At 43.2% G+C, this 24,477-nt stretch carries 21 protein-coding genes and 1 tRNA gene; 14 read left to right on the top strand and 8 right to left on the bottom strand.

What is annotated here, in order from left to right:
• The first annotated feature begins 70 nt into the window (after positions 1 to 70).
• From KL866_RS16570 to KL866_RS16560, 3 genes are all read left to right on the top strand, one after another.
• Positions 71 to 925: an alpha/beta fold hydrolase gene (locus tag KL866_RS16570; protein WP_214996089.1), complete on the top strand. Its 855-nt coding sequence runs from the start codon at positions 71 to 73 to the stop codon at positions 923 to 925.
• 187 nt (positions 926 to 1,112) lie between these two features.
• The gene (locus KL866_RS16565; protein WP_214996087.1) at positions 1,113 to 2,009 is read left to right on the top strand and encodes a site-specific integrase; all 897 of its coding nucleotides are present in this window, start codon (positions 1,113 to 1,115) and stop codon (positions 2,007 to 2,009) included.
• Between the two features lie 136 nt (positions 2,010 to 2,145).
• Complete coding sequence (locus KL866_RS16560; protein ID WP_214996084.1) at positions 2,146 to 2,406, top strand: hypothetical protein; 261 nt, start codon at positions 2,146 to 2,148, stop codon at positions 2,404 to 2,406.
• Between the two features lie 389 nt (positions 2,407 to 2,795).
• Here the strand turns inward: KL866_RS16560 and KL866_RS16555 are convergent, their stop codons facing one another.
• Entirely contained in the window at positions 2,796 to 3,443 is a 648-nt protein-coding gene (locus tag KL866_RS16555) for a hypothetical protein (protein ID WP_214996082.1), read from the bottom strand.
• Between the two features lie 521 nt (positions 3,444 to 3,964).
• On the opposite strand from KL866_RS16555, the gene KL866_RS16550 reads away from it, so the two are divergent.
• The 5 genes from KL866_RS16550 to KL866_RS16530 all read left to right on the top strand — a co-directional run bounded on the left by KL866_RS16550 (position 3,965) and on the right by KL866_RS16530 (position 9,392).
• Positions 3,965 to 4,567, top strand: coding sequence for a DUF5677 domain-containing protein (locus KL866_RS16550; RefSeq protein ID WP_214996081.1), 603 nt, complete (start codon positions 3,965 to 3,967; stop codon positions 4,565 to 4,567).
• A complete protein-coding gene (locus KL866_RS16545) occupies positions 4,567 to 4,956 on the top strand; it encodes a hypothetical protein (protein WP_214996078.1) in 390 nt (129 codons plus the stop codon). Before KL866_RS16550 ends, KL866_RS16545 begins: the two co-directional genes overlap by 1 nt.
• A gap of 475 nt (positions 4,957 to 5,431) precedes the next feature.
• On the top strand, positions 5,432 to 6,016 hold the full coding sequence (locus KL866_RS16540; RefSeq protein ID WP_214996076.1) for a recombinase family protein: 585 nt from the start codon (positions 5,432 to 5,434) through the stop codon (positions 6,014 to 6,016).
• A 620-nt stretch (positions 6,017 to 6,636) separates the two neighbouring features.
• A complete protein-coding gene (locus KL866_RS16535; protein WP_251140116.1) occupies positions 6,637 to 7,884 on the top strand; it encodes a hypothetical protein in 1,248 nt (415 codons plus the stop codon).
• A gap of 101 nt (positions 7,885 to 7,985) precedes the next feature.
• Positions 7,986 to 9,392: a DUF4041 domain-containing protein gene (locus KL866_RS16530; RefSeq protein ID WP_214996074.1), complete on the top strand. Its 1,407-nt coding sequence runs from the start codon at positions 7,986 to 7,988 to the stop codon at positions 9,390 to 9,392.
• A 210-nt stretch (positions 9,393 to 9,602) separates the two neighbouring features.
• Here KL866_RS16530 and KL866_RS16525 read toward each other — a convergent pair.
• Positions 9,603 to 9,679: transfer RNA gene (locus tag KL866_RS16525), tRNA-Pro, on the bottom strand.
• A gap of 109 nt (positions 9,680 to 9,788) precedes the next feature.
• Positions 9,789 to 10,250, bottom strand: coding sequence for a YHS domain-containing (seleno)protein (locus tag KL866_RS16520; RefSeq protein ID WP_214996072.1), 462 nt, complete (start codon positions 10,248 to 10,250; stop codon positions 9,789 to 9,791).
• 127 nt (positions 10,251 to 10,377) lie between these two features.
• Here KL866_RS16520 and KL866_RS16515 point away from each other — a divergent pair, with 127 nt between their 5' ends.
• Positions 10,378 to 11,274 carry an AraC family transcriptional regulator gene (locus KL866_RS16515; protein ID WP_214996070.1) on the top strand — a complete coding sequence of 299 codons (897 nt, stop codon included), beginning with the start codon at positions 10,378 to 10,380 and terminating at the stop codon, positions 11,272 to 11,274.
• Here the strand turns inward: KL866_RS16515 and KL866_RS16510 are convergent.
• The 3 genes from KL866_RS16510 to apbC all read right to left on the bottom strand — a co-directional run bounded on the left by KL866_RS16510 (position 11,261) and on the right by apbC (position 14,760).
• Positions 11,261 to 12,691, bottom strand: coding sequence for a DASS family sodium-coupled anion symporter (locus KL866_RS16510; protein ID WP_214996068.1), 1,431 nt, complete (start codon positions 12,689 to 12,691; stop codon positions 11,261 to 11,263). The genes KL866_RS16515 and KL866_RS16510 overlap by 14 nt on opposite strands.
• Before the next feature lie 142 nt (positions 12,692 to 12,833).
• Entirely contained in the window at positions 12,834 to 13,427 is a 594-nt protein-coding gene (dcd, locus tag KL866_RS16505; RefSeq protein ID WP_025255623.1) for a dCTP deaminase, read from the bottom strand.
• Between the two features lie 226 nt (positions 13,428 to 13,653).
• A complete protein-coding gene (gene apbC / locus KL866_RS16500; RefSeq protein WP_214996066.1) occupies positions 13,654 to 14,760 on the bottom strand; it encodes an iron-sulfur cluster carrier protein ApbC in 1,107 nt (368 codons plus the stop codon).
• Between the two features lie 108 nt (positions 14,761 to 14,868).
• On the opposite strand from apbC, the gene metG reads away from it, so the two are divergent.
• Positions 14,869 to 16,896 (top strand): methionine--tRNA ligase, encoded by a 2,028-nt coding sequence (metG, locus tag KL866_RS16495; RefSeq protein WP_214996063.1) that lies wholly within the window; start codon positions 14,869 to 14,871, stop codon positions 16,894 to 16,896.
• Positions 16,897 to 17,104: 208 nt separating this feature from the next.
• Here the strand turns inward: metG and KL866_RS16490 are convergent, their stop codons facing one another.
• Positions 17,105 to 17,962 carry a class I SAM-dependent methyltransferase gene (locus KL866_RS16490; protein WP_025255626.1) on the bottom strand — a complete coding sequence of 286 codons (858 nt, stop codon included), beginning with the start codon at positions 17,960 to 17,962 and terminating at the stop codon, positions 17,105 to 17,107.
• 84 nt (positions 17,963 to 18,046) lie between these two features.
• On the opposite strand from KL866_RS16490, the gene gloB reads away from it, so the two are divergent.
• The 3 genes from gloB (at position 18,047) to KL866_RS16475 (ending at position 21,684) form a co-directional block, all read left to right on the top strand.
• Positions 18,047 to 18,838, top strand: coding sequence for a hydroxyacylglutathione hydrolase (gene gloB / locus KL866_RS16485; RefSeq protein WP_025255627.1), 792 nt, complete (start codon positions 18,047 to 18,049; stop codon positions 18,836 to 18,838).
• Between the two features lie 64 nt (positions 18,839 to 18,902).
• Entirely contained in the window at positions 18,903 to 20,567 is a 1,665-nt protein-coding gene (locus KL866_RS16480; RefSeq protein ID WP_025255628.1) for a LysM peptidoglycan-binding domain-containing protein, read from the top strand.
• A gap of 79 nt (positions 20,568 to 20,646) precedes the next feature.
• Entirely contained in the window at positions 20,647 to 21,684 is a 1,038-nt protein-coding gene (locus tag KL866_RS16475; RefSeq protein WP_025255629.1) for a hypothetical protein, read from the top strand.
• A 22-nt stretch (positions 21,685 to 21,706) separates the two neighbouring features.
• Here KL866_RS16475 and KL866_RS16470 read toward each other — a convergent pair whose 3' ends face one another.
• Complete coding sequence (locus tag KL866_RS16470; RefSeq protein ID WP_025255630.1) at positions 21,707 to 22,141, bottom strand: Lrp/AsnC family transcriptional regulator; 435 nt, start codon at positions 22,139 to 22,141, stop codon at positions 21,707 to 21,709.
• Between the two features lie 223 nt (positions 22,142 to 22,364).
• Here KL866_RS16470 and ctlX point away from each other — a divergent pair, with 223 nt between their 5' ends.
• Positions 22,365 to 24,374: a citrulline utilization hydrolase CtlX gene (gene ctlX / locus KL866_RS16465; protein ID WP_214996061.1), complete on the top strand. Its 2,010-nt coding sequence runs from the start codon at positions 22,365 to 22,367 to the stop codon at positions 24,372 to 24,374.
• Positions 24,375 to 24,477 lie beyond the last annotated feature (103 nt).

Below are 24,477 nucleotides of genomic sequence, written 5' to 3'. Positions count from 1 at the left end.
CGTCCTCACGACAGACCTAAAACCAAGGACTGGGCAAGCTAAATATAAAAGCATAACAAGGCATGTAGAAATGCAACTTTCACAATGGCGAAGCTCAGGCCACTTTCTAAACGTTAATAGTCAGCAGATTTTCTACAAAGCCCAGGGTGATGGCCCCGTGCTACTATTAATTCATGGGTACCCTACCGCAAGCTTTGATTGGATTAAAATGTGGCCTGCCCTCATCCAACGGTTTCGCTGCGTAACACTCGATATGCTGGGTTTTGGTTTTAGCACTAAAGCGCCTAAAAAGTACAAAATCAAAGAACAAGCTGAAGTGATAGAAGCCTTAATGAAACATCTTCAAATTACACACGCTCATGTTCTATCTCACGATTACGGCGATACCGTTGCGCAGGAGTTAATGGCCCGTCAGTTAGACGGCAACCTTACGTTTCGTATAGAGTCGCTGCATTTGCTAAATGGCGGCCTTTTTCCTGAAACCCATCAAGCATTACCCATTCAAAAGCTGCTGCTTTCCCCTATTGGCGGGCTGCTCATTCCTTTTTTAAGCGAAAACGCAATTCGAAAAAGCATGCACAACATTTTTGGCCCGAATACGCCCCCTTCTGAACAAGACATTAATGATTTTTGGGCGCTTATTACTGAAAGCAATGGTCACAAATACATGCACTTGCTTTTGGACTATATGAAACAGCGCAAGCAATACAGAGAGCGTTGGGTAGGTGCACTGCAAAATGCCGACATTCCGGTTCGTCTAACCGCAGGTATGGCAGATCCAATTTCTGGCGCACATATGGTGGTTAGATACAAAGAGCTTATCCCAAAAGCTGACACAGTAGAACTTGCTGATATAGGCCACTACCCGCAGATTGAAAGTGCTGAATTGGTTTTAGAGTCAATTTTTGAATTTATTGAAGATTAAGTGCTTGGGTGTCGCTTCGAAGAGAGAAGTTGGTCGGTGTGAGAGGATTTGAACCTCCGACCCCTGACACCCCATGCCCACCTGCGCGATAACGCTGCGAACTCTACACGCACCTCCGAAAGTCAATACTGGCAAGGCCTCAAGAATTTCACTTCCATTAACCTTTAAGTATTTTGGAGTGAACGAAGTGGCAACTATCCGTCAATTAAAATCAGGCAACTGGAACGTACAGATTCGTGAGCAAGGTAAGCGTATCTCTAAGACTTTTCCAACTCAACAAGAAGCAGAACGTTTCGCCTTAATGGGCTCAAATGAATTGTCTTTTCACGAGGTCTGCGACAAATACCTTGAACATATGGGCGATTCTGTGCACTACCGTGTGCGATGCTTGAAGAAAAACTTTAAGTCGCCTCCTACCCTAGCAGAAATCGAAGCATTTAAGCGTCAGAGGCTCAAAGAAGTAAAGAGCAGTACCGCGAGATTAGACTTACAGATGCTGTCTCGCATCGTTAAGTTTGGCATTAAGCACTTCGAGTTAGATTGGCCTTTTCCCTTTAAGGACTTCAAATATCCTTCTGAATGCCAACCAAGAGACAGAGTAGTAACACAGAAAGAGTTAAAGCTACTGCTTGAAGATTTACCTCCATTGGTTGCATCTGCTGCTGAACTCTCTTACGAGACTGCTATGCGTAGAGGAGAAATTGTAAAGATACAAAAACAACATATAGAGTTTCACCAAAACAGACTTTATGTTCCTGAAGCCAAGAATGGCTACTCACGCTACGTTCCGTTAAACGCAAAAGCAACTCATATTTTAAAAGACAGGCTTATGTCATGTAATAATCATCAAATCCTCTACAACGTTACAGCAGAAAGTCTCTCGAAGGCTTTTAGACGAGCATGTAAACGTCTAGAAATAACTGGACTATCGTTTCACTCAATGAGGCATTCCGCTATTACCAAGTATGCTCAAAGAGGCCTTTCGGTCAACCAATTGAAAGTTATCTCAGGGCACCGTTCAACTGAGATGCTGGAGCGATACACACACCTTGGGGTTAAGGACGTGGTTTCTCTGATGGACTAACTAGTAAAAGTGGCAAAGTTCTATTCTTTGTCACCCACTCTGGGAAATAACCACTACTAATTACTACTCACAGATGACTTGTAAGTTGCTGATTTTATTATGATAAATTAATATTGAATTAAAATCGGAGAGTATCATGAGCAAAACAGTAGAAAAGAGAGTTTCCTTAACCCAAGGACAACTCAATAAACTCGGCAACTTAAAAATCAAGAGCGGTGACACTATTAATTCTATTGTCGGAAAAGCAATTGATGAATACCGTTTCGCACCCGACGACGCAGAAGTAAGTAAACACGTCAGAGTGGTTTTGTCAGTCCTCAATAGTTTGGAGATCGAATCTCATCTAAGGGCGAAGGTTATTAGAAGCCTTATAAGTGAGCTGGCATGGATGATTTAGAGCCTCTTATTGTTCTGTATGAGGAACATGGGCTTTGTAGAGAAAGCAACGTCTTGCAGTATCTCATGCGCTCCAACGGAATCGAGTACCTTAAAATAACTGTAGGAAATAATTGGGTAAATAAAAACCAACGCAAATACAAACTACCGACAATGTTCATGGGTAAGGTGCACTTTGGCTCGCTACGACAATTTAAAGACTTTTTGAATTATTAGCTATCTCCGAGCCTTCTGTAAGAGCCTTTCAACATATAAACCACATAGTTTACGTATTGAGCATATAGCAATGAGCTAAAACTGTATGGTCTTTATGAGTAGAGTAATAGCATTCTTTTAGAACCTGTCTTACTTGCACTAGCTTAACTTGAGCCATTGAGCTCATTAGATTGTCTAATCAAAAATATCTTTCAGGCCGAACCTCAAATCATCAACGATGTTGACTATTTTTGTTTCGATATTTAGAAAGTCATCCTCGTACTTTTGATAAGTTACATTAGTTTTCGCTTTTGTTAGATTTTCAAAGGCTTCCATTATCGCCCACTCAACCTGAAAAATTTTACCCTCGCAAACACTGCCGCTTATTAGCTCCTTATTAGGTAATATAATTTTATACTTAACGAATTTACTTCTTGTGCGAGAGAACTCTGCCGCTACACGCCGCTTAACTCTTTCAACCTTTTGACCGTTTTCAACTTGAAGTCGATAGCCGATAGTAGTCGGATATCGTGCAGAACTGTAAAGCTCTAAGTTTTCGTGACAGATTGGGCTAATTTCTTTGGATATTTCCCAAGCGTTAAATAACGAATCTTCAAATTCTCCCAGAAATTTTTGTGCTAGAACATAATCGTGTTCAAGGCGCCAACGTCTAAGAGTTTTTAGAGCAACGCCTGCCGCAAAAATAGCTGCTAGCCCACCAAGTAAAGAGCCTATCGAACTAAGTTCCTCCCACCAGTCTACCCCGAAAATATTAGCGAAGCCGAGGCCACTAATTATTCCCAGTAACAAAGCAATTATCAGTGCTTTTATATCAAATTCCATGAAGCTTTTCCTTTGAGCAATAATGCAGATGTTACCTTTTTTGATACTACAAGGTTAATGTTTTCACCACAAAAATCTGATAAGCCAATTCGACAATGATGAAGCCTTAAATCCCACCAAAAGTTGCTTCTACGCTCCACAGGAACACCGCAGCGACAATCTTCAAGCCAATCGCGTTCATATTGAACAAACACGAAAACGCTGAAGGGCTCTGCTTGTCACTCTTCAAACCAAAACTACAAACTTAAAGGTCAAGGAAGTACACCAAAGATTAGAGGCTACAAGACAGGCTTACACTCGTTCAGAGGTCGCTTTGCGACAGCGTTAGAACAAGTGGGTTGTCCTGAAGACATCGCTACGAAGCTGGCAGGCCACAAGTAGTTGTCCTTGACGTATAACTTGTATAGTAAGTATAAGAACAAGGACGAACTGTGGCAGTATGTCGAGAGAATTCACGAGGCTGACTGCTTGAAGACATTATCTGGCTGAAGAGTTTCGCTGATGGGATTAAAGGACACTACATGGATAACACGATAGAAGATGCTATAGAGCGTGATTGGAAGGCGCTAAGTGAAGTAGAAAGGAACAGTACGAGTTTAGAGCAGTTCACTTCAAAATGGTTAAATGAATTAGTAGATGAAGGTCTACCTCATTTCATGAATGACTTTACTCGGGCTGCTTTGGAAAGCGAAAAAAGACGAAATACAATTGCTGAGGATATAAAGCAAAAATGGGAAGTTAGTCGCAGTTCTCTTTTAGCTTTTATCGAATACTGCGCAGAAGTCGGAGAGCGAGCATTTGATACAGACACTCTTGACGCATTGCAGTATGTTATGAGGAAATGCCATGCCAAGGCATTGCAAATAACTCGTGAAATTATGCTACTTCTCGATAATGGCTATCCAGATGCAGCAATGGCGAGATGGCGGACGCTACATGAAGTCAATGTGGTAAGCGCCTTCGTTAAAAAACACGGCCTCGAATGTGCGACAAGGTTTATTCATCATCAAGAAATAGACCGACTGAAGTTTTTAAGAAAGCATAAAGAATGTTCCGAAGAGCTCGACTGGACTCCTGTGTTGAGGCGAATATTGAAGCTCAAGAAAAAGTGCAAGAAGAGTTAGTGGAATTGTATGGCAAGAGCTTTAAAACTCCTTATGGTTGGGCTGAGGCTTTTACAAATCATCCTGCCCCAAACTTTGCAACACTATCTGTTAATGCAGGTTACGGTAATTGGACATCTTTATATAAGGCGTCATCGTATTCAATTCATAGCTCCTACACAGGCTTGGTAGGGTTTAGTGTGAACCCCGATTTGGACGAGAATACTTGGTTTGTAGGCCAGTCGAGTAACGGGTTATCAAATCCCGCACAGCTTTTAGCGATATCTTTTTCTCAAGTGACAGTACGAACTATCTCACTAGAGCAATCTTCCGAGAAACTTCCTGACCTTATTGCATTATCTAGACTCTTGAGTGAAGTAACAGAGAGTCTCAAAGCAGAGTTGCGGTAGGTATTTACCAAAAAGTTTTCACTACAAAAATCTGTGAGGCCAAATCGACAATGATGAAGCCTCAACTCCCCCCCCCATAGGGTGCCTCTACGCATCATAGGAACAATGCTAAGACAATCTTAAAGCAAGCCGCAACGTTCATCTTGACCAAACACGAAGACAACGCACAGGCTCTGCTGGTGGCTCAATATTCTCACTCTGAAAATGTCAAGAGTGGTTGTTCTCGAAGGCATAGCGCAATCTTGTTCTTTGATTGATTTGTGTTCGTTATGGATATTTCCAAATCATCCTAAAGATGCAGGTCTCTGATTCATGTACTGCAATTTTGCACTTCTATACGAGACCGGAAATTTCCGGTTTCAAATACGTCCATCAAAGTAAACTTTTTTGAACTCACCTATTGACCGTTCACTTACCGTTCATTATCTTGTTGGTCACTTAACCTTTAGACTTTATTGAACAGGATGGATTTATCATGACAGGTCAATTTATCGGTTACGCACGAGTATCAACCACAGGCCAGAAGCTAGATATACAGCTAGACGCATTGAAGGCGAAAGGCTGCACAAAGATTTACCAAGAGAAGCGCTCAGGTAAAACAGCAGACCGCCCAGAGCTAGAGAAGATGCTTGATTACGTGCGTGAAGGTGAAGCTATTGTAGTGACCAAGTTAGACCGTTTAGGTCGTTCTGTGGCTGACCTAGCGAACATCTCGAAGTTACTCGATGACAAAGGCGTAGGTCTCATTGTCATTGACCAAGGCATCGACACGACAACACCACACGGTAAACTAATGTTCCACATGATTGCTGCTGTAGCTGAGTTCGAGTTGTCTCTGCGTTACGAAAGACAGATGGAAGGTATCGCTAAGGCGCAAGAGAAAGGCGTTAAGTTTGGGCGTAAGAAGTCTGTAGACCGTGAGAGAGTCCACCAGCTACGAGAGGAAGGCTTGAGCATGGCTAAGATTGCTGAAGAATTAAGCTGTAGTAAGGGAGCGGTGCATAAGATAATCAATGAGTTCATTAAGCAAAATAATAAACCGAGTAAATTCGAATTATAAAGCCAAGGATTCATGTGGTCTACTACTCCTCTGTTAGACATCTTCAGCACTATCACAACGGAGTCTCACGCTTAACTGTTTGAGGCTCTGTAAAGCTCTCTCAGATCGAGTTATCTCACCTAACGCAATCATATTAATTGTACCCAGAAAAGCTCGTAGAAAGCCGTTGTCGATCTGTAATGATGCTTTGTATCCGCACTTCTCGCTTAGCGGTTGGCTAGAGCTAACAACCTCAAAGCTCTCCAGATTTTTTAGATTTACCTAATATTCACTAAAGCCAATAAAATCAAGGGATACACGACTCCCTGACCTAGGGAAGAGAAGCCATATAGAAACTGAAATAGTTTGTTTATCCGTTTCTCATACCCTGTTTTTATTAATTTAAAACTGACAGTAGTCGACTAACACGTGGTTGCTACATTTCATTCAATTTACTTCCCTTCTTAATCTGCGACACTTCGATTAATCAATTTAGACGTACTCAATTGTATTTATTCACTAGCTAACCAGTAATGATAACTAGGTTGGTTATTGGTAAATGGACATTAGAGAACGACTTAGCGACAGACGAGGAGACCACCAGCAGCACTATAGGGGGGAATAAGACAAGGAGAACACTTATGAACCAACTTATGGTTACACCACAAGAAAACTTCCAGTGGACACAAGCCCTCAAGGGAAAGTCCAATACGCCAAATGCAAACCCAATATTCACCTTCCCACTGAGAACCCATAAGGGAGTAGATTCAAAGTTTACCGACTGGCTCACCGAACAGCTGACACAAGGGCGACAACGTATTACCAAGCCAACAATCCAAGCGGTTAAGTGTATAGCTGTCAATCTTGCCTGTGCGATGAACTTAGGCACCGATACAGGTTTCGTATACTCGCTAGGTAAGCGCCTAAAAGCTATCCCGAAGAGATTTCGTAGGGAGCCTTACAGCAGAGACACGATGAACACCTTGCTGGCGCAAGGAGAACAGCTAGGCTTGATTAAGATTGAGCGAGGATTCAAAAGCGAGAACTACACATCTGGCATTCCGTCACTTATTCTCCCCACTGAGACTTGTATCAATCAAGCTCGCCTTATGGAAGCACATGAGGTAACTGACATCTCTGTTCCTATTGACCCGCTCATTCTTCGCAACAACCCTTATGATTACGTTAACTACAGCGACGAACCAAGCACTCTTCGCATGAGAAAGTCGATAATGGAACATAATGAGGTACGCACAAGTTACAACTGGGTATATACATCTGAAGACAACAGAACCATTCAACTATCGCAGTCTGACCTCTCATGCAGACGGATATTCAAAGGGCAATGGTGCATTGGTGGCAGGTTTTACTGTGATGCGCAGAACCTACCTCAAGTTGTCAGAAGCAACATTACGATTAATGGAGAGCCTTGTGTTGAACTTGACTACAAGTCGATGCACCCTCGCCTTCTGTATCATTTATCAGGCGCAGAAGCTCCGAGTGATTGCTACGACATCGAAGGAGTAACAAGAGACAAAGTTAAAAAGATAGCCTTGATTGCTACCAGTACCAGCAGCAAAAACCAAGCAGTCAAAGCGGTATCTTTCCATCTTAAAGTCAACGCTAAAAAGGCGGGTAGCCTTCTAGGGATGTTTGAAGCAAGACATAAGGCTATTTCAGACTTACTTTACCGCAATGCTTGGCAAACACTTCAAAATATCGATAGCAAGATTGCAAATGATGTTATGGATTCATTAACGCAAGAAGCTATTCCTGTGATTCCTGTTCATGACAGCTTTATAGTTCCTGAGTCAAAAGCTCATCAGTTACGACAAGCTATGCACGAACAGTATGAAATAAATACGGGGATGGAGGCATCTATAGCCTGATAACACCAAAGGGAAAGGACTCCCAATAATGACTTGATTTTGTATTGAATGAGCACTTGTTATAATGTTGTTAGAAGGATTAGCAGACACGGATTACAGTTATGGGCTCGATTGAAGCTCTTCCAAGTGATTATGGACATATCATTACCTACGCTTTGATTTTCGCAGTCATATCGTTGCTAGTGTTTTCACTATTAAAATCTCGCGAGCTAAAGTCAGAGCTCAACAAAGTCAAATCTCACCTTCAAGACTCGAAGCAAAGAACGACAGAGCTGCTTGAGAAGTACCAACCGATAAGCTCTATTGAAGCTCGTGTGACGGAGCTTAACGCCGAGTCAGAAGCAATCACATCAAACATCCAGACGCTTCGGGCGTCTTATGCGACTAAACGAAACCTATTTGATGAACTTGAAAGAGAGCTGGCTGTATTTGATGAAAAAATTGAGTTGTCTACATTGGGGTACTATGAACCTCACTTCGACTTTGGAACTTCAGACAGATTCAAAGCTGAGATTATTGCTGTGCGAGAGCAGCAGAAAGATATGCTGAAAGCCAAACAAGCGGCCGTTTGCCATACTGAGTGGAAAGTTAATAACAGTGCCAGAGAAGGTCAGACGATGACAAACCGAGCACTTAAACTAACGCTGAGAGCTTTCAATAACGAATGTGACGCAGCAGTATCAAACGTAAGATGGAATAATATCCGCAGAATGGAAGAGCGCTTATCTAAAGCGAGAGATGCAATAGACAAGCTCAATAAGTCTAACAACATCCAAATCACAGAACCCTATTTCCAAATCAAGTTGCAAGAGCTCAGGCTAACTTATGAATATGCTGAGAAGCTCAGACAAGAGAAGGAAGAACGAGCAGAAGCGAAGCGCCAACTCAGAGAAGAACAACAGCTAATAAAGGAACAAGAGGCAGCGGCAAGAGAACAGCATAAATACGAAGAGCTTGTTGCTAAGGCCAATGCTAAAGCCAATAAAGCTACTGGTGACGAGCTGGAGCGCTTAAAGTCTGAACTTGAAGAACTTGAGGCACAACTGAACGAGGTCAGAGCAAAATCAGAACGGGCTCTATCGATGGCACAACAAACCAAATCTGGTTACGTCTATATCATCAGTAACATCGGTTCGTTTGGTGATGGGGTATTTAAAATCGGTATGACTAGAAGACTGGAGCCCCTAGACCGTGTGCGTGAGCTTGGGGATGCCAGTGTGCCATTCACATTTGACGTCCATGCTCTTATTTATTCTGAGGATGCGCCTGCACTTGAAGCTGAACTGCATCGTCATTTCAATGAACATCGACTCAACTTAGTAAACAACCGTAAGGAGTTTTTCAGAGTAGATTTAGCGGAACTGAAGGGCAAGCTTGAGGAGTTAAAGCCTGATGTAGATTTTCTGACTGATGCTGAAGCTCAGGACTATCATCAAAGTCTATTAATCACTCAAGACAAAATCAAAGAAGACAACACTGTCAACCGAAAGCTACCTGAAGAAATTTGAAGGAACTCCCGAAGTCAGCAATCGGGCAACTTCACGATTACTTGATACTCTGAACGTATTTAGCAAGTGTGAACAAGATTGTGAACGTTCACAAATTTGACTATCATTAAGATGAAAGTGAAGTTTGTGTGCAGTCTTGAAGATTGATTTTGAGATGTGCTGTAGAGTAAGCCAGATAAGGCTTTTGGGTGTCGCTTCGAAGAGAGAAGTTGGTCGGTGTGAGAGGATTTGAACCTCCGACCCCTGACACCCCATGACAGTGCGCTACCAGGCTGCGCTACACACCGACCGAAAGAGCCGACAAGTCTACTTATTTTCAAAGACTTTGCAATGTAAAAAACCAAATAACCGCCTAAACGATTATTTGGTAATCAAAACTCAACTAAAATGCGGCTTTTATAGGTCTTCAGCATTTATATCTTTGATTTCAGGCCACTCTTCATCAGCCTCAACTATATGAGTGGGAATGTCTTTAGCCCATGCTTTGTAGACACTTTCATCTTTATTCACGTAAAGCACGCCGTCTACAATCTCAAATGCCTTGCCGTTTATTTCAAACTTCTTACCAAAGGTAGTGCCATAGGCGCAGAAGCCGCCGTATGCAGGTGCATATTTGCTTGGGTTGTTTACAAACATATCTCTATTTCCTGTAGATGAAAATCTATAGATTGCCCCGTTGTAAACAGCAGTTATATTCGCCTTGCCTAGTACTGGTTTACCTTCAGTGAAATAAGCTACTGCATCGTGTCCAGCTAGAATAATGCTGTTTTCATCCGTCTCTGTATCAGCGCCAGCGAATAATGCCCCACTAGCAATCAGTGAAACCGCCAACAAACCACTTCTTAAAAACGTTTTCATGTTATTTCTTCTCCACTTAGCTGTTTATGTGTTTGCACACTAATTTTGTAAAACTTCGAAGAAAATGGTATGCGCTTCGGTCTTGTATAAACATGCTCAAAACGCTTAAAAACTTGTCCAAAACACCATGAAAAATTTAGAGAGCCTTTTTAATAAGCTTCAGATAACAGCCAATGTATTTCACAACGGGCTGTATTGCGGTAATTGGCAGGTCGACACCTCTGGTTCCGGCTTTATCAATTTTCATGCTATTACACATGGGAAGTGCTATTTGCACCCCAGCCATGGCAGCGCAACCTTATTGGAGAAAGGCGACATGGTATTACTGCCTTTAGATAGCGCCCATATTTTAAGCCCCTCTAAAACCCTTTCTGAAAATAATACAGCTATAAGCTCTACCCCTATTAGCGAGAAGCTGGCGGATGAAGGGGCTGTGCTACTTTGCGGTTATTTTGAGTACCAGCATCCTTTGATGAAAGTTATCACCAAGGAACTGCCGGAATATTGGATAATTAAAAAGAGGTCGAAAGAAAGTCGTATTTTGCACCAAAGTTTGCAATTGCTTATCAGCGCGTCGCTAGAGAAGTCTGATTCTATTTTCACTTCATCTGTTGTGTTGAACAAAGTAGCTGAGGTTATATTTTTACTTATCGTAAAGCATTTAATGAGTAACTACTCATCAACCATAGGTGCTTTGCTGCATCCAGCTCTAACGAATAGCCTGCAGGCACTTCATAACGCGCCTGAAAAAAACTGGAATGTAGGCATGCTTGCTAGCATTGCAAACATGTCTAAATCTAACTATTCAGCAAAATTTAAAGCCTGTACTGGCGTTACCCCAATCAAATATTTAACGCAATGGCGCTTACGAAGTGCTTACATTGATTTAATTCAAAGTAACCAGCCGATTATCACCATCGCGAACAAGTACGGTTATGAAAGCGAAGCTTCATTTTCCAAAGCTTTTAAACGAGAAATAGGCGCTTCCCCTTCAAGTAAACGCAGTACCGCTAAGCCAATGTAACGTAACACACCGCGGTTACCACAAGTGCAACTAACACGTTTAGCATTATGCCTTCTCTTGCCATGGTTTTAATATCAAACTTTTCCGTTGAATAGGCAATGGCATTGGGTGCGGTTGCTACTGGCAACATAAAAGCACAACTTGCGCTAATGGCAGCCGGTATCATCAGTAATTTGGGGTCAACGCCTACCGCTAAGCCTGCTGCGGCCAATATTGGCATAAGCAATGTAGACGTTGCTGTGTTCGAAGTAATTTCCGTTAGGAAAGTCACGAATAAACAAATACCGAGCACAAGTAGTAATACAGGTAAGGTCGCAAGCCCGGTTAACCAAGAGCCCATTAGTACGCTTAAGCCTGAAGACATAAACGCTTTGGCAATGCAAATTCCGCCCGCAAATAGCAACAGCATACCCCAAGGAATGTCGTTTGCTGTTTTCCAATCTAGCAGTTTATCGTTGTAACCTTTCGCGTCTACTTCGCCGTTATCATTGCCGCTATTGGTGAAAAACATGGCAGCAACACCTGCAACGGCTATGGTACTATCACTGATGGTAGTTACGCCTATCCAAGCAGTCCAAAAAGGTCTGAATATCCATGCCATTGCAACCGTGCCAAATATGGCAAGTACGCGCTTCTCGGCTTTGGTCCATGTGCCTGGAGCGGGTAAATTTATGTTGCCCACTTCTTTTATCCCGCGCGCTAACCACAACGCCATAATCGGTACACCTAAAACCACTATGGGCACACCTGTTTTCATCCATTCGATAAAGCTGTACTCAATACCTTGGGTTTCTTCATACACGCTCATGAAGATAATGTTTGGCGGTGTGCCAATTGGCGTCCCTACCCCGCCTAAGCTTGCTGAATAGGCAATACCTAAAATAAGCGCCACGCCAAATCGTGGGTTATCTACCGCATTAATAATGGCGATAGCCATTGGCAACATCATCAAAACCGTGGCGGTATTACTAATCCACATGCTGAGTACTGCGGTAGTTAGCATAAAACCTAGCACCAACTTAAGTGGGCTTCCGCTGCCTGTTAAACGCAACATGTAAATCGCAAAACGTTTGTGTAAATTGGCGCGTTCTAACCCTTTAGACAGCATGAAAGCAGCCATTAATAGAATGATAACGTGGCTTCCAAGAGACGATGCAGCTTCGCTGTGAGACAACACCCCAAACAAAGGGAACAGTGCAAAAGGCAAAAGTGATGTTGCCGGTATAGGCAACGCCTCGGTCACCCATAATATAGCGACGAATAGTGTGATAGAGGCTGTGAATACAATTTCACTGGGCTGGTCAACTGACCACAGGCCTAGGCCGCTTAACGCCGAGACCATAAGCGCAAAAAAGATAATACTGTTTTTACGTGTTGGCTTTCGCTTTTGATTTTCTGAAGAGGGGGTAGTGTGCATTGCGCTTCCCTTTTACTGATAGCTTTATTATATAAGCGGGTTATTAACCCTAATTATTTGCTTTTATAATTTCTATCAGTAAATTGAAGGAAACGCACTAAGCTTTTAATAGAATTGCGCTTTTTCTTTTGTAAATGTTTAGCTATTTTCTTTCGTCGTCAGACGAAATGCGGCTTGCTACTGCACCGTCTTGGCCTTTGTATTTTGCATCCACTCTTGCGTTATAAGGCTTTTCAGCTGACGCTGATAGTACTTCGAAACTAAGTGCGCCAATTTTCATTTTTGGGCGAAGCGCTAACGGTAACTTACCGCTGTTGTAGAACTCAAGAACGATGTTGCCAGACCAGCCCGGATCGATTCTATGCGCGGTTACGTGCACCATCAACCCCAATCGTGCAAGAGAAGACCGCCCGTCTAGCCAGCCAACAATATTGTCTGGCAAGGTTACTGATTCATGCGTAATAGCAAGCGCAAGCTCGCCTGGGTGTAGAAAAAAGGCCTTACCCTCTTCCAACACTATTTCGTCGCTCATCACATGGTCGAGCGCCTCTTGTACCTGCGCTTTTGGACCACTTAAATCGATAAAAGGCGCCTGATGATCTTCAAACACACGAAATTTATTACCTAGACGAATATCTACCGTTACACCACTTATTTGATCGTAATTAGGTGTAGGGTCAATTTTAATTTTTCCATCTTGAAGATGTTGATAGATATCGCGGTCGCACAAGCGCATGGTGTATTCCTCATTTCGTTAGGTCGCTATTATGCGTATGTCACCGCATGCATTCAACTGCTCAAAGGCTTGTTTTATCTGCTTTTGCACAATTTTGATAAAGATTTACTTAATTTCAAATTTTAGGAACAGAACCGAGCCTCAATTCACCGATAACCGTGCGCCCAACTGAACTTTTGCTACTTTCTCTGCCAACAGGTTTATACCTAGCTGTTCTTTTTGCTAATTATTGTTTACCAACAATGCCAATTGGGTCGCCTTTAATGTGTTTAACCGCCCCTTTGCGTGGCTTAACAGTAAGGGCCAATTGCATAGACAGAGCCCGCGCAGCTTCACGGTAGCTTTCACTCAGGGCACTCTCAGGCGAGGTAATTAACAAAGGCGTGCCGGCATCGCCATGCTCGCGAATATGAATATCAAGCGGCAATTGCCCTAAAAGAGGTAAACCGTGGCGCTCAGCCAGTGCCTCGCCACCGTCTTTTGAAAACACATAGTCTTTAGTACCGCATGCCCTACATTGGTAATAGCTCATGTTTTCAATAAGCCCAAGTACCGGCACGTTAACTTTTTCAAACATACTTATGCCTTTTTGGGCATCGGCCAGCGCTAAGTCCTGCGGTGTTGTTACCACCACAGAAGCCGTTAGCGGCACTTGTTGAGCCATGGTAAGCTGAATATCGCCGGTACCCGGCGGCATATCAACAATTAAGTAGTCGAGTACGGGCCACAAGGTTTCATCTAATAATTGCTTTAACGCCCTGCTTGCCATAGGCCCGCGCCATACGGCCGCGTCTTCTTGCGGTACTAAATAACCGATAGAGTTTGCCACCACACCATGTGCCATAAGCGGCTGCATGTGCTTATTGTCTTCACTTTCAGGGTGTGCGTTAGGGTTGCCCAGCATTATAGGGATAGACGGCCCGTAAATGTCGGCATCTAAAACACCTACTTTCGCGCCTTCTTGCATAAGGGCAAACGCAAGGTTGATACTGGTTGTAGACTTACCCACACCACCTTTGCCAGAGGCTACCGCAATAATATTTTTGATGTTAGTCACAGGAGCAACTTCTGTTTCCCCACTGGCTACGTTTTGCTTAAAAGTAAGCTTCTCAGCGCCTAGCTTACCTTTAAGTTGGTTAAGCACTTCTTGTTTAAGCGCGTCTAACTGAGTAGCAATACAAAATGGCAAAGTAACCGAAACGCCCGCATCTTCATTTTCTGGCTGGCTGAAAGCACACCAAGGCAAGGTATCTTCTACGTCTAGCGAAAAATACTTGGCCAAAATACCAGCAACTTTGTGAGTTACCGACTCTGCTTTGCGAGAAAAGAACATAAAATGCCTTACTAGTAGTAGAATTGTGTGAATTACGTAATGCAAAAAACGCGGTTTTCCGCTAGTATTTGCAGCCATTTTGAAACGCAAAGAATCAATAACGTCATTATGTCAGAAAAACGCCGAATTCTGGTAACCAGTGCGTTGCCATACGCGAATGGCTCTATTCACTTAGGTCATTTGCTAGAACACATTCAAACCGACATCTGGACTCGTTTTCAGCGCCTTCGCGGAAACGAATGTTACAGTGTTTGCGCCGACGATGCACACGGTACACCGGTTATGCTTAAAGCCCAAGAGCTTGGCATTACGCCTGAAGAAATGGTGGCTAGAACCCGTGCTGAACACCATCAAGACCTTGTTGATTTTCACGTTGATTACGACAACTACTATGTAACCCATTCGCCAGAAAACAAGGCGTTGTGTGAAGAAATTTACACTCGTTTAGATAACGCCGGTTACATCAGCAAGCGCACCATTAACCAATTGTTCGACCCTGAAAAAGAAATGTTCCTACCGGATCGTTTCGTTAAGGGAACTTGTCCAAGCTGTGGCGCAGAAGATCAAAACGGCGATAGCTGTGACGTATGTGGTGCAACTTACAGCCCAACTGAAGTTAAAAATCCACGCAGCGTAGTGTCTGGTGCAACACCGGTACTTCGTGAATCAGAACACTTCTTCTTCGACCTGCCTAAATTTGAAGGCATGTTAAAAGAGTGGATCCGCTCAGGTACCCTTCAAGAAGAAATGGCAAACAAATTACAAGAATGGTTCACTGAAGGTCTTCAGCAGTGGGATATCAGCCGTGATGCGCCGTATTTTGGTTTTGAAATTCCAGGTGCACCTAACAAGTTCTTCTACGTTTGGGTAGACGCGCCAGTTGGCTACATGGCAAGTTTCAAAAACTTCTGCGACCAGAACAATCTAGAGTTCGATGATTTCTGGAAAGCCGACTCAGACGCTGAGCTATACCACTTTATTGGTAAAGACATTACCTACTTCCACTGCCTTTTTTGGCCTGCCATGCTAGAAGGCGCGGGATACCGTAAGCCGACTGGCGTGAATATTCATGGTTTTGTAACCGTAAACGGTGCGAAAATGTCAAAGTCGCGCGGTACCTTTATTAAAGGCCGTACCTACCTTGACCACCTAAACCCAGAATATTTGCGTTACTATTTCGCCTCTAAGTTGGGCGACGGTGTTACCGACATCGACCTTAACTTTACTGACTTCGCGCAGAAAGTGAATTCAGACCTAGTTGGCAAAGTTGTTAACATCGCAAGTCGCTGTGCAAGTTTCATCACTAAGCGTTTCGACGGCAAATTGTCTGATAACGTGATTGAGCCAGAGCTTATTGCTGAGTTTCAAAACGCATCTGAAACCATTGCCGCACTATTTGAGAAGCGTAAGTACCACCAAGCCGTGCGTGAAATTATGGCCCTTGCAGACAAAGCAAACCAGTTCATTGACAACAACGCACCTTGGGTAACTATTAAAGACGAGACTAAGCAGCAGTTCACACACGATGTGTGCTCGCTCGGTATTAACATGTTCCGTCTGTTGGTTATTTACTTAAAGCCTGTACTACCGGTACTTGCAGAAAAAGCAGAAGTGTTCCTAAATGACTCGTTTGACTGGAATTCACTGCAAACCCTATTGAAAGGCCACGCCATCAACAAATTTAAGCCGATGATGCAGCGTGTAGAAATGGAGAAAATCGACGCCATGGTTGAAGATTCAAAAGAAAGCCTAGCGCCAGCAACACCGGCTATCGACCCAGACAGCCCGCTTGCTAAAGACCCTATCAGCGACACTATCTCGTTTGATGATTTCGCGAAGGTAGATTTACGTATTGCACGCATTGCTAACGCAGAGCACGTAGAAAAAGCAGATAAGCTTCTACGTTTAGAGCTAGATTTAGGCGGTGAAACTAAGCAAGTTTTTGCTGGTATTAAGTCAGCCTATTCACCAGAAGCACTTATTGGCAAGCATACGGTAATGGTGGCGAACCTAGCCCCTCGTAAGATGCGCTTTGGTATGAGTGAAGGCATGGTACTGGCCGCAGGCCCTGGCGGTGACGAACTATACATTCTTGAGCCGCACGAAGGCGCAAAGCCAGGTATGCGCGTTAAGTAAGCCAATAAAAATAAGAACTATGCTTTAGGATTGGGCTTCGGCCCTTCTAAACAACAAAGCCACGGTGGGATTAGACCTTTCGTGGCTTTTTTATGTGGTTCTTTTTATGTGCTTAATATTTTGTGTCGCGAAATGTAACTCAGTTTTAATGAGCGGCTTCGCTGCTTTTTTACTAGCTTTCACTTTAAGAAATGACTAGCTTTTAGAATTAGCGGCCTGAACGATTTACCGCAGACGTTCTTGCACTTGCCCCTACCGCTGAAAAACGCGGTTTTAAATTGCGTTTAGGTTTTATCGCAGTCATAGGGATGACTCGTTTTTTAGCCAGTATCACGTACACAGCGCTACACCAGGGCAAATAAGACGCTAAATAGTGCTGAAGCTTAGCGGCGCCTTTCCACCTTTGCTGAAAGAATAGCGTAGAAAACAGCACTTGGCGCTGCTCAACAATTTCAAAACCAAGTAACTGAAGCCAATCTTTAATCCGATAAGATGTAAAAAAACGTGCATCGTGCAAAATATTTCCGCGCTTAACGGGTAAAAACTTGGCGATACCGGCAAGGCTTAAAGGGTTAAAACCACTGATAATGACGTAACCGTTTTGCGTAATAACGCGGTCGACCTCTCTCAATATCTCGTGAGGGTCTTGGGCGAAATCTAACTCGTTAGCCAATAAAAAGCCGTCAATACTATTTTCAGAGAAAGGTAAGGAATGTGATTGCCCTACAACGGTATTTTCTCTACTAATAGTTGATTCGCGGCTTTCACCCTGTAATTGTGAGGATGCAACATTATTGTCTGAAGTAACATTAGACGCGGCATTAACGTCTAACTGGCGGCCAAATTGGTTATCAAATGGCACTTGGTTGATGTGATGCCTTATAGGGCTAGTATTTAGATTAATTTCGGCACTTAACGTGCCTAACTTAGCAAAGTGATACCCAAATATGCGCTCAGCATAATCGCTACACACTGTATTCACGGCATCGCGGATATGCTCACCTGCGGGGAAATCATCCCAACTTGTAGGGTAGCGAGGCGGTTTGGCTCTAAAGGCCGATCTCATTAACACTGCGCGCTCTTAGGTTGCTCTGCTGTTCACAAGTCCCTATAGTAACGCATAATTCTACCTACACAAGCAGGTACTCTTATGACGGCAGAAACGCTTCCTTCAGATGTAACAATTCATCCTATCCCCGCTTTTACTGACAACTATATTTGGTGCATTCATAATAATACTAACGCCATCGTTGTGGACCCCGGTGATGCGGAACCTGTTTTATCGTACTTAAATACGAAAGGTCTTACGCTAAGTGCGGTGCTCATTACCCACCATCACCAAGACCACACCGGCGGCATTTCTAAGCTAGCTACAGCAGTGCCCGACCTTCCCATAATAGGTCCTCGCGGCAATCATATTCGAGGTATAACTAAATCAGTGGCTCAAGGCGACACCGTATCACTGCCTATTTTAAACTTGTCGTTTCAGGTGATGGAAGTACCTGGACACACACTTGATCATATCGCCTTCTTTGGTCATGGTGCCTTATTTTGCGGCGATACACTGTTTTCTGCTGGATGCGGTCGCTTATTTGAAGGTTCGCCTGAACAAATGTATCACTCGTTAAACAAACTTAAGCGGTTGCCTGACAGCACAATAGTTTACTGTACCCATGAATACACTCAGGCAAATGTAAAGTTTGCATTAGCTGTAGAACCTGATAATAAGGCATTAAACAGCTATGCAGACTGGGTAGCGGAAAAGCGGTCACAAAACCTTCCCACCTTGCCGAGTAACCTTAAAGAGCAGAAAAACATAAATCCATTTTTAAGAGCCCATGAACTTTCTGTGAAAACTACTGCCGAAGCCTATTGCGAAAATAAGCTAGTTGACGATGTAGCAGTTTTTGCTGCAGTTCGCCGCTGGAAAGATGAGTTTTGATGCATTAACACGCTGTTTATCGTAACATTGACGATTTGCAGCGCTCCACAAGGTTTCTTCATATATGCAGTTGAAGTTTTTCCCTCTATCGCCCTTGATTTTGGCGATAGGTTTAACCGGTTGTCAGTTAACCGATAATAATAACGACAGTGCACAATTAGAAAATAATGAAAATACGGCATTAGAATCGTGTAGCGACATTTATAACACCGAAGAAACCATAGCAGATTGCGAAATAACAAGAGACGGGGTTATCGATGTTGTTCACCCTAACGACGATACGTTAGACGAAGGTGCAAAGCTAACTGAGGCACCCGATATATATACAGAAGCAGTGATTACTGATGTATGGGCGCGAGCTAGCGCCAACTTTGCTTTAGCGGTACCCGACGACAGTCGTATTAGCGCCCAAAGAAAGTGGTATTTAAAGCATCCTGAGTATATGTCCCGCGTTGTTAAACGTGCTAAACCCTTTCTTTATTATATTGTTGAAGAAATCGAAAAGCGCAACATGCCTATGGAACTCGTGCTTTTACCTATTGTAGAAAGTGCGTTTGATCCCTTCGCTTACTCACACGGTCGCGCTGCTGGTATGTGGCAATTTATTCCAGGCACAGGTAAACGTTTCGGCATGCCACAGAACTGGTGGTACGATGGCCGCCGTGATGTGGTAGCTTCAACGAAAGGTGCCCTTGATTACCTTACTTACCTAAACAACATGTTTGACGGTAATTGGTTACACGCTCTAGCGGCTTATAACAGCGGTGAAGGTCGTGTTCAACGTGCAATCAAGGCAAATAAACGTGCCGGTAAGCCTACCGATTTTTGGAATTTAAACTTACCCAGAGAAACCCGAGCGTACGTGCCAAAACTGCTTGCACTTGCCGATATTCTTAAAAATAAGGATGAGTACGCCTACTCTTGGCCGGAAGTAGAAAACGTAGCGGTAATCGAAGTTGTAGATATAGGCTCTCAGGTCGATTTAGCCTTCGCAGCTGATCTGGCAGGTATGTCTTTAAAAGAATTGCACGCGCTCAACCCTGGTTTTAACCGTTGGGCAACATCCCCAGATGGTCCGCATAGGCTAGTGTTACCGTTAGGGAAAGCTGCGGCATTCTCGCAAGCTCTTGCTAAAATTGATCAAAAAGAGCGTCTTAACTGGGTACGCCACACCGTTAAGTCTGGCGATAGCTTAGGTAAAATTGCAAAGCAGTACCACACCACAGTGAAAGTGCTGAAAAGAATAAATGAGTTAGACTCATCAATGATCCGCATAGGCCAAGCGATCATGGTGCCCGTCGCTCTTCAAGAACTGAACAGTTACACCTTATCGCAAGAACAGCGTTTAGCCAGCTTACAAAATAGCAACTCGTCTCAGCAAAAAGTGCGTCACACCGTTAAATCCGGTGATACGCTATGGGATATTGCGCGTAAGTACAAAGTAAGTACTAAGCAGTTAGCTAAATGGAACGGCATGGCACCGGGTGATACGCTTCGCCCAGGAAAAACTTTGGTTATTTGGCAGAAAGGCAAAGCGCAAGCCGGGGTTACCAAAAAACTAACCTACACGGTAAGAAACGGTGACTCGTTATCCCGTATCGCCAGCAAATACAATGTTAAGGTAAGCGACATTGGCAAGTGGAACTCGCTTAACACTAAGCGCTATCTGCAACCCGGTCAAAGGCTTAAACTGTATGTGGACGTGACAAGGTTGAACGCATCGAGCTAGTGTCTTAACGTAAATTAGCATCAACGCGTTTTCCTTCAAGCGATCATGTCATGCTTTAAATCACGAAAAGGATATGGAAATGCTAAGAATTAACCGAGAAAATTTGCGAAATAGTCACGAAACGCCTTGGTTAATTTTAGATTTAGTCATGCTAGGTATACTGTTCGTAAATCTAGCGTGGCTTATTTTCGATGCTCTATATGCTACAGACTTTGTATACGGTCTTTTAGGTACATATTTCCCCGCTTTTCTTAACGCTTACGACCCAATTCACGCCAACTTTTTGTTGGTCGATTTAGTCTTTATTGCTATTTTCTTTACCGAGTTCTGCTTTCGTTGGGCTGTTGCTATTGTTCGTAAAGAACATTTACGCTGGTACTTCTTCCCGTTTTTGCATTGGTACGACATTATTGGCTTAATTCCAACGGGCCCTACTCGTCTATTTCGCTTCTTGCGAATATTCTCCATACTGCACCGTTTGCACAAGTTCGAAATTATCGATTTAAACCAAACCGCAGTCTTTCGCTTTTTTGCCTTTTATTACGACGTGTTTGTTGAAGAACTTAGCGACCGGATTGTTGTTAAGGTACTAAGCGATGCGCAAAAAGATATTTCGGCAGGTTCCCCCTTGCTCGACGACATTAATGCGAAGGTGCTAGCGCCTCGTCGACCTGTGATAACGCAGTGGATGGCTGGCGTAGTTAACCATTTAGGCCAATCTATTCAAAGTGAAGAACATGGTGAGGTGATTCGAGAGCACGTACGAAAAAGCGTGGGAAAAGCGGTTAGAAGTAATGCACAAGTCTCTTCCCTGCACTATCTACCAGTTATTGGCAAAACCATTGAAAATACGTTGGAAGAATCGGTTACTGACATAGTTACTACATCGCTAGTAAACCTGTTAAGTGATTTAGACGCAGAGCGAATAGATCACTTCATCTCAGTAGGCATGCATGACTATACCCCAACCGCTGATGCACTTGATAAAGAGGTGTTAAACGTTGTAAATGAATGTTTAGAACTGGTGAAGGCGCACGTCGCACAGCAGCGTTGGAAATCACATTTAGCCCAAAAAGAGGCAGCAATGCCAACCGATAACCCCAACATAAATAAATAGTAAAAGGCGTCTAAATGCTCTTTTACTTTTCGGTTGTCGACAAAATAATACTTGTCTCACTATTAAGTACGCCTTGAATACCCCTCACTTTTTTCAATATATTGTCTAAATGGGCTAGACTCTCGGCGGTAATAACAATAAGCAAATCCCAATTACCATTAGTTGTGTGAAACCTTTCCACCCCGTCAATATTTCGAAGTTTGCCCATTAACTGTATGGTGCTTAAGCCCTCTAATTCCACAGACATCAGCGCCTTTATTTTATCTGGCTGAAGCTGTTCATTTACGCGAATTGTAAACGCTTCTATAACGCCTTTTCCAACCAACCTGTCTATGCGCTTTTGAACCGTATTTCTAGACAAAGACAGTACTTGGGCCAAAACGGTAATTGGCGTACGTGCATCGCGCTTTAATATATTCAACAGTTCTCTGTCTTTAGCATCTAGTTCGACGAACACCAATTTTCTCCATCGATTATTTTTAAAGCCAATACGATATCAAGTTGCCAAATGCGCCTATCGAAAATACAACCAACACGCACAAACAATATGCATTATAACTTGAGCACTATGCTCATATTAAATGACATATTGTATCACCTTGCAAATGGTTCAACGAAGAATGCCACTTTAAAATGGCTGTTTTGAAACCAAGTTATTAAGCCTACTTTAAAGAATCATTATGTCACTAATTACGGCGTCTACCAGCGAAGCAAGTATTCCACAACATGTACTTATGGTTCGGCCCCTTGCCTTCCGACCAAATGAACAAACTGCCAATGACAACCGCTTTCAACAGCCATTACCTGACAACCAAACTGCGCTTAAAGCAATTGCACAGCAGGCAACAAGCGAGTTTGATGCGATGGTACAAATACTCGAAAGCAACCGCATAACTGTTAGCGTATTTGAGGCGACAGACCCGAATACACCAGACGCCATATTTCCGAACAACTGGCTAAGTACGCATTCTAATGGTTTAACAGTGACCTACCCTATGTATTGCGAAAACCGCAGAGCTGAACGGAGGGAGGATGTATTGTCATACCTTTCACGTAATTTTGATGTAAAAAATCGAAGAGACTTATCGGCTTTCGAAAAGAATGGACTTATTGTTGAAGGAACCGGGGCGATGGTTATTGACCACTTTAATAACCTAGCATACGTATGCCTTTCTCAAAGAGCGAACAGAGAGGCTGTAAAAAAGGCCTGTGACCTTATTGGTATAACACCCATATGTTTCAACGCTTATGATAGCAATGGAGACTCGGTTTATCACACCAACGTGATGATGTCGGTGGGAAGTGACTTCGCTATAGTAGCGAGCGACATGATCGCACCAGAAGATAAAGGCAAGGTAATTTCAACACTTCAAGAAACCGGTAAAGCCATCGTTCATATTAGCGAAGAGCAAGTAAACGCGTTTGCAGGGAACTGTTTAGAGCTACTAAACGAACACGGGCAGACTTTTTTGGTATTGTCGAAAACCGCTCACAAGTCGCTAAATAACCATCAAATCGCTCAACTTCCGGCACACTTAACCCTTTTGCCTATCGCTGTACCTACTATTGAAATGGCCGGGGGTTCTGTGCGCTGTATGATGGCTGACATTCACCTTTCACGCAAGCAAGGTCGCAGTGTAAAAACAGTGCACCATGCTAGAGAGCAAGATAAAGAACCAAACGTACGCATACGTTTGGTTCAGGAGGGTGACTTAGATAACTTATTAATGCTAGCAAAGGCCGCGTCACCTGGCATGACCACGTTCCCTCCAGATGCCGAGACTCTTGATGCGAAACTAAAGCGTTCTTTACAAGAGGCAGAAAAACTATATCGCAACGAGAGGCCTGAGTATCTGTTGTTCGTATTAGAAGATTTGGAAAGCAAAGTGCTGATAGGTACTTCTGCTATTTTCGGTGAACTAGGAAAAGAGGATAGCTTTTACAGCTATAAGCGAGAAAAAGTCACTCAACGAAACACCACGATAAATGCACACTACTCCCATGAAGTCTTGCATTTAAGCCATCATTACGAGGGCTATGCAGAAGTTGCGTCACTTTTTCTCTTACCAGAGTACAGAAAAGGTGTTAACGGTAAACTACTGACTAAAGTTCGCTATTTGTTCATGGGATTACATCAAAGTGTATTCCCTAAAAACGTAATGGCTGACCTACGCGGTTACGTTGACAAAAAAGGGCAATCTCCTTTTTGGGAAGCCGTTGGTCGCCACTTTTTTCCTATGACTTATGCTGAAGCAGACTTATACGGAGCTGTGAACGGCAACCAGTTTATTGCCGATTTAATGCCAAAACTTCCGCTGTATGTGAACATGCTCCCTGAAGACGCGAAAGCTGCTATAGGAAGGCCACATGATGATGGCCGACCTGCTATGGCTCTATTAGAAAAAGAAGGCTTTAAGTTCACCAATTACATCGATATTTTTGATGGGGCCCCAAGTATGGAGGCTGAAATAGCAGGCCTTAAAACAGTTCAAATGATAAGACAAGTTCAGATAGAAGTCGCAAACAAGGTTACTCAAGGCAGCACTAGTCTTATTGCAACCCTTAGCCAACCGTTTTATGCCATGGTAGCAAAAGTTAATAAACAAGGGGATATCGTTGTAATCTCACGTAAGGCGGCGCAAGCATTGAACGTCAACTGCGGCGACACAATTTTACTTTCTGAACTCTAACTTTAAATAAGGTGTTTTAAGTGGCATCGCGTTGACGAGCACCATTTCTAAATACCTCAATCACCAATGAAAAGGCCCACTATAATGAAGTGGGCCTTTTTAC

This window comes from Alteromonas sp. ALT199 (assembly GCF_018619335.1).
In the GTDB taxonomy this organism is placed as follows: domain Bacteria; phylum Pseudomonadota; class Gammaproteobacteria; order Enterobacterales; family Alteromonadaceae; genus Alteromonas.
This window is presented reverse-complemented; position numbering and strand designations above follow the sequence as displayed.

What these genes read in the sequence shown, in the direction of transcription:
- KL866_RS16560 (WP_214996084.1), top strand. Translation starts at nt 2,146, where the DNA reads ATGAGCAAAACAGTAGAAAAGAGAGTTTCCTTAACCCAAGGACAACTC.
- KL866_RS16550 (WP_214996081.1), top strand. Translation starts at nt 3,965, where the DNA reads ATGGATAACACGATAGAAGATGCTATAGAGCGTGATTGGAAGGCGCTA.
- KL866_RS16520 (WP_214996072.1), bottom strand. Translation starts at nt 10,250, where the DNA reads ATGAAAACGTTTTTAAGAAGTGGTTTGTTGGCGGTTTCACTGATTGCT.
- KL866_RS16530 (WP_214996074.1), top strand. Translation starts at nt 7,986, where the DNA reads ATGGGCTCGATTGAAGCTCTTCCAAGTGATTATGGACATATCATTACC.
- KL866_RS16570 (WP_214996089.1), top strand. Translation starts at nt 71, where the DNA reads ATGCAACTTTCACAATGGCGAAGCTCAGGCCACTTTCTAAACGTTAAT.
- ctlX (WP_214996061.1), top strand. Translation starts at nt 22,365, where the DNA reads ATGTCACTAATTACGGCGTCTACCAGCGAAGCAAGTATTCCACAACAT.
- apbC (WP_214996066.1), bottom strand. Translation starts at nt 14,760, where the DNA reads ATGTTCTTTTCTCGCAAAGCAGAGTCGGTAACTCACAAAGTTGCTGGT.
- KL866_RS16480 (WP_025255628.1), top strand. Translation starts at nt 18,903, where the DNA reads ATGCAGTTGAAGTTTTTCCCTCTATCGCCCTTGATTTTGGCGATAGGT.
- KL866_RS16510 (WP_214996068.1), bottom strand. Translation starts at nt 12,691, where the DNA reads ATGCACACTACCCCCTCTTCAGAAAATCAAAAGCGAAAGCCAACACGT.
- gloB (WP_025255627.1), top strand. Translation starts at nt 18,047, where the DNA reads ATGACGGCAGAAACGCTTCCTTCAGATGTAACAATTCATCCTATCCCC.
- dcd (WP_025255623.1), bottom strand. Translation starts at nt 13,427, where the DNA reads ATGCGCTTGTGCGACCGCGATATCTATCAACATCTTCAAGATGGAAAA.
- KL866_RS16515 (WP_214996070.1), top strand. Translation starts at nt 10,378, where the DNA reads ATGAAAAATTTAGAGAGCCTTTTTAATAAGCTTCAGATAACAGCCAAT.
- KL866_RS16535 (WP_251140116.1), top strand. Translation starts at nt 6,637, where the DNA reads ATGAACCAACTTATGGTTACACCACAAGAAAACTTCCAGTGGACACAA.
- metG (WP_214996063.1), top strand. Translation starts at nt 14,869, where the DNA reads ATGTCAGAAAAACGCCGAATTCTGGTAACCAGTGCGTTGCCATACGCG.
- KL866_RS16540 (WP_214996076.1), top strand. Translation starts at nt 5,432, where the DNA reads ATGACAGGTCAATTTATCGGTTACGCACGAGTATCAACCACAGGCCAG.
- KL866_RS16490 (WP_025255626.1), bottom strand. Translation starts at nt 17,962, where the DNA reads ATGAGATCGGCCTTTAGAGCCAAACCGCCTCGCTACCCTACAAGTTGG.
- KL866_RS16475 (WP_025255629.1), top strand. Translation starts at nt 20,647, where the DNA reads ATGCTAAGAATTAACCGAGAAAATTTGCGAAATAGTCACGAAACGCCT.
- KL866_RS16555 (WP_214996082.1), bottom strand. Translation starts at nt 3,443, where the DNA reads ATGGAATTTGATATAAAAGCACTGATAATTGCTTTGTTACTGGGAATA.